The organism is Frigoribacterium sp. CFBP 13605 (assembly GCF_014839405.1).
Lineage (GTDB): Bacteria > Actinomycetota > Actinomycetes > Actinomycetales > Microbacteriaceae > Frigoribacterium.
In genome coordinates this window covers 1-3,025 of sequence record NZ_JACYNS010000177.1, presented here as the reverse complement: position 1 = coordinate 3,025, position 3,025 = coordinate 1, and the positions used below count along the sequence as shown (strand labels likewise).

Annotated in this window: 2 protein-coding genes; one reads left to right on the top strand and one right to left on the bottom strand. The window is 74.4% G+C overall.

Annotated features, from left to right (window positions below; all coding sequences use genetic code 11):
* Positions 1-170 precede the first annotated feature (170 nt).
* Positions 171-2,318: a serine hydrolase domain-containing protein gene (locus IFT36_RS15730; protein WP_200413627.1), complete on the bottom strand. Its 2,148-nt coding sequence runs from the start codon at positions 2,316-2,318 to the stop codon at positions 171-173.
* Between the two features lie 110 nt (positions 2,319-2,428).
* On the opposite strand from IFT36_RS15730, the gene IFT36_RS15725 reads away from it, so the two are divergent.
* The gene (locus tag IFT36_RS15725) at positions 2,429-2,809 is read left to right on the top strand and encodes a hypothetical protein (RefSeq protein ID WP_173154373.1); all 381 of its coding nucleotides are present in this window, start codon (positions 2,429-2,431) and stop codon (positions 2,807-2,809) included.
* Positions 2,810-3,025 lie beyond the last annotated feature (216 nt).

Below are 3,025 nucleotides of genomic sequence, written 5' to 3'. Positions count from 1 at the left end.
CTGCCCGGCCTGCCCGGCCGAACCGGCGTGGCCGCGCGGACCGCCCGGAGCGGGCGAGGTGTCGGGGGTCGTGGTCACCGTCCGAGCATGCCAGGTGCCGCGGGCCTCCCGGCCCAGGGCCGACGACGGCTGTGCACCGTCGGCCCGGGTGTCGCGCTGGGGGCGGGTCATCAGAAGCTCACGCTCGGGGCGATGAGGCGGAAGCCGAAGGCGAAGCCGGCGAGCACGACGAGCGACGCGAGGACGAGCACGCGTCCGGTCACGACGGCCCAGCCGCGACGGTCGCGCACGGCGCGCCAGGCGACCAGGGCGGCCGGCACGATCGCGACGACGCCGAGCAGCTGCAGCCCTTGCAGGACCCGCAGGGTGACGGCCGACACCTCGGCGAACGACATGGCCTGCACCGCGACGACCGCCCAGCCGACGAGGGCCAACAGCGTCGTCGCCTGTCCCAGACGCGACAGCAACAGGGTGCGGTCGCGGCGACGCGGGGCGGTGGCCGCCGACCCGGTCGACAGGCCGGCCCGGAGGTCCCGACGGCGACGTCCCACGCCGGCGAGGGCGGTGGAGGGCCAGACGATCATCGAGGCGAGCAGCACCACGACGGCCAGGACCACGCTCGGCAGCACGGCCGACGCCGCCTGCCAGGGCTGCGCCCGCAGCATGGTGAAGGAGGCGCCCCACGAGATCGCCTCGACGGTCGCGTCCCCCTCGGTGTCGGTGGTCCGCGTCGCGAGCAGGGCGTCCCCGCCGACCTCGCGCCACAGGTCGGTCCCGACCTTCTCGTAGACGCCGGTGGACATGCCGAGGGGTTTCGGCGTGACGGCGACCGTGCCGTCGGAGCGGGGGACGATCGTGGTCTGACCGCTCAGGGCGAGCAGGGCGCCGGGGTTGGTGACGGGGGAGCGCGACGAGAGGTACGTGCCGGCCAGGTCGGCGGCCACGGGGCCGTCGGAGGCGTCGCCGTCGACCGTGCCCGCGCCTCCTCGGCTGGCCGCGTCGGCCGGGTCGGCCGTGTCGGCCGAGCCGACGGTCGCCGCGTCACGCAGGTACCGGTCGGCGAACCCCTGCAGCACCGTGGTGCGCAGGTCGAGCGAGGCCGTGGCCGATCGTCCGCTGCCGTTCATGCTGAGGAAGATGCCGGTGTCGTGCTCGGGGAACATCCGCATCGCCGAGTGGAAGACCTGCGTGTCGCCGTCGTGGCCGAAGGCGGCCAGGCCGGGCGTGCTGTCGTCGAAGAACGCGAGGTCCATGCGCTGGCCGGCCACGAGCGTGCCGAGGTCGTCGGCGTCGAGGGCGGGACGGTGCATCTCGGCGAGCGTGTCGGGCTGCAGCAGCGCCTGGTCGTCCGGCAGGTCGCCCAGCTGGGCGAGCATGAAGCGGGCCATGTCGGTCGCGGTGGCCGACATCGCACCGGCCGGGGCCGCGTTGACGACCTCGGTGGCGACGGCGGGCTTCGAGTCGTCCGGGTAGCCGTGCGCCAGTCGGGCGTCGAGGTCGGCGGGAAGCGGCTGGGCGAACGACGACGAGGTCATGCCGGCACGGTCGAAGACGTCCTGCTGCAGCAGGTCGGCGAACGGGACGCCGCTGACGCGTTCGGCGACGTACCCGGCCAGGGTGGCTCCGTAGTTGGAGTACGCCGGGGTGGTGCCGGGCGTGAACACCTGGGCGGGAGGCGCCTCCGAGACGGCCTCGCGCAGCGTCTTCTCGCTGCCGGGCGTGCCGATCAGCCCCGCGATGACCTCCTCGAAGCCGGCCGTGTGGGTGAGCAGGTGCCGCAGGGTGACGGCGCCCTTCGGGGTGTCGAGGTCGAAGTCGAGGTACTGCTGCACGTCGGCGTCGAGGTCGAGGTCGCCCTTCTCGACGAGCTGCATGATCGCGGTGGCCGAGACCACCTTCGACACCGAGCCGACGCGGAACAGCGTGCGCTCGGGGTCGACCCGGCTCGCGTCGGTCTCGCCGGTGCCGGTGTCGGCCATGCCGTAGCCGCGGGCGGTCAGCACCTTCCCGTCGGCGACGACCGAGACGGTCGCCCCCGGGATGCCGGTCGTCTGCAGGGCCGATCCGACGGCGCCGTCGAGCCACGTGTCGACGTCGTCCTTGGTGAGCGAGTGACCGCCGGGCTGGTGCTGAGGCGGTGCAGGAGGCGCGGGGTCGGCGGTCGCGCCCGTCGCCCCGGACGCGCACCCGGCGAGCGTGACGCCCAGGGCGACGACGGCCGCGGCGGCGGCGAGACGGGTCGTGCGGGTCGTGCGGACGAGGAGGCGCGGGTGGCGCCGGCGGGACGGAGGGGCTTCTCGGGTCGGTGTCGTGATCATGCCTCTACGCTCGCGGCTGCGCCGCCGCGGCACCGGGTGCAGGAGTCGGGACCTGCCGTACGACTTTCGTCGTACGGCGGGCGTCGGTGGTCGCGCCTACGGTCGCCGACATGGGCGTGCAGACGAAGTTCGAGAACGCGCGGGCGGCACTGCGCAAGCCGCCGGCCGAGCACCCGTGCGCGATCCCGCCGATCCCGGGCGGGCAGGGGCTGTGGCTGATCCGGCAGGGCGAGGCGGCTCCGCTCGGCTACGTGCGCCAGCGGCCGGTCACGGGCGGCTTCGCGTTCGACGTCTACGCCCACTGCCGCGACGAGGGCGGGCGTCGGCCCTGGTTGCACACGGCGTCGTCGCTGAACTCGGCCGTGGCGTGGACGCTGCAGCACGACGCCGACGTCCGCGCGCTCATCGCCCGCAGCACGGCCGAGCCCGACCCGTGGCCGCCCACCGCGCCTCCCGAGCCTTCCGCCGGTCGCCGCCGCCGCACCCCCTGAGCGCGAGGTCCGACTACACGCGAAGAACCCGGTTTCGAACGATGCACCCAGAAGAATCGGGGTGGATCGTTCGAAACCGGGTTCACGGCTGGTCGGACCGCAGGTGCAGAGCGGGGGGCATGCGGCGCGAGGCGGAAGCGCAAACGGAAAAACCCCGCCCCGTGCGTGAGCACGAGGCGGGGTCCACCGGGATCGCCGACCCCGTCGAGCAGGGCG

Coding starts and splice junctions, on each gene's coding strand:
- IFT36_RS15730 (WP_200413627.1), bottom strand. CDS start 2,318: ATGATCACGACACCGACCCGAGAAGCCCCTCCGTCCCGCCGGCGCCAC.
- IFT36_RS15725 (WP_173154373.1), top strand. CDS start 2,429: ATGGGCGTGCAGACGAAGTTCGAGAACGCGCGGGCGGCACTGCGCAAG.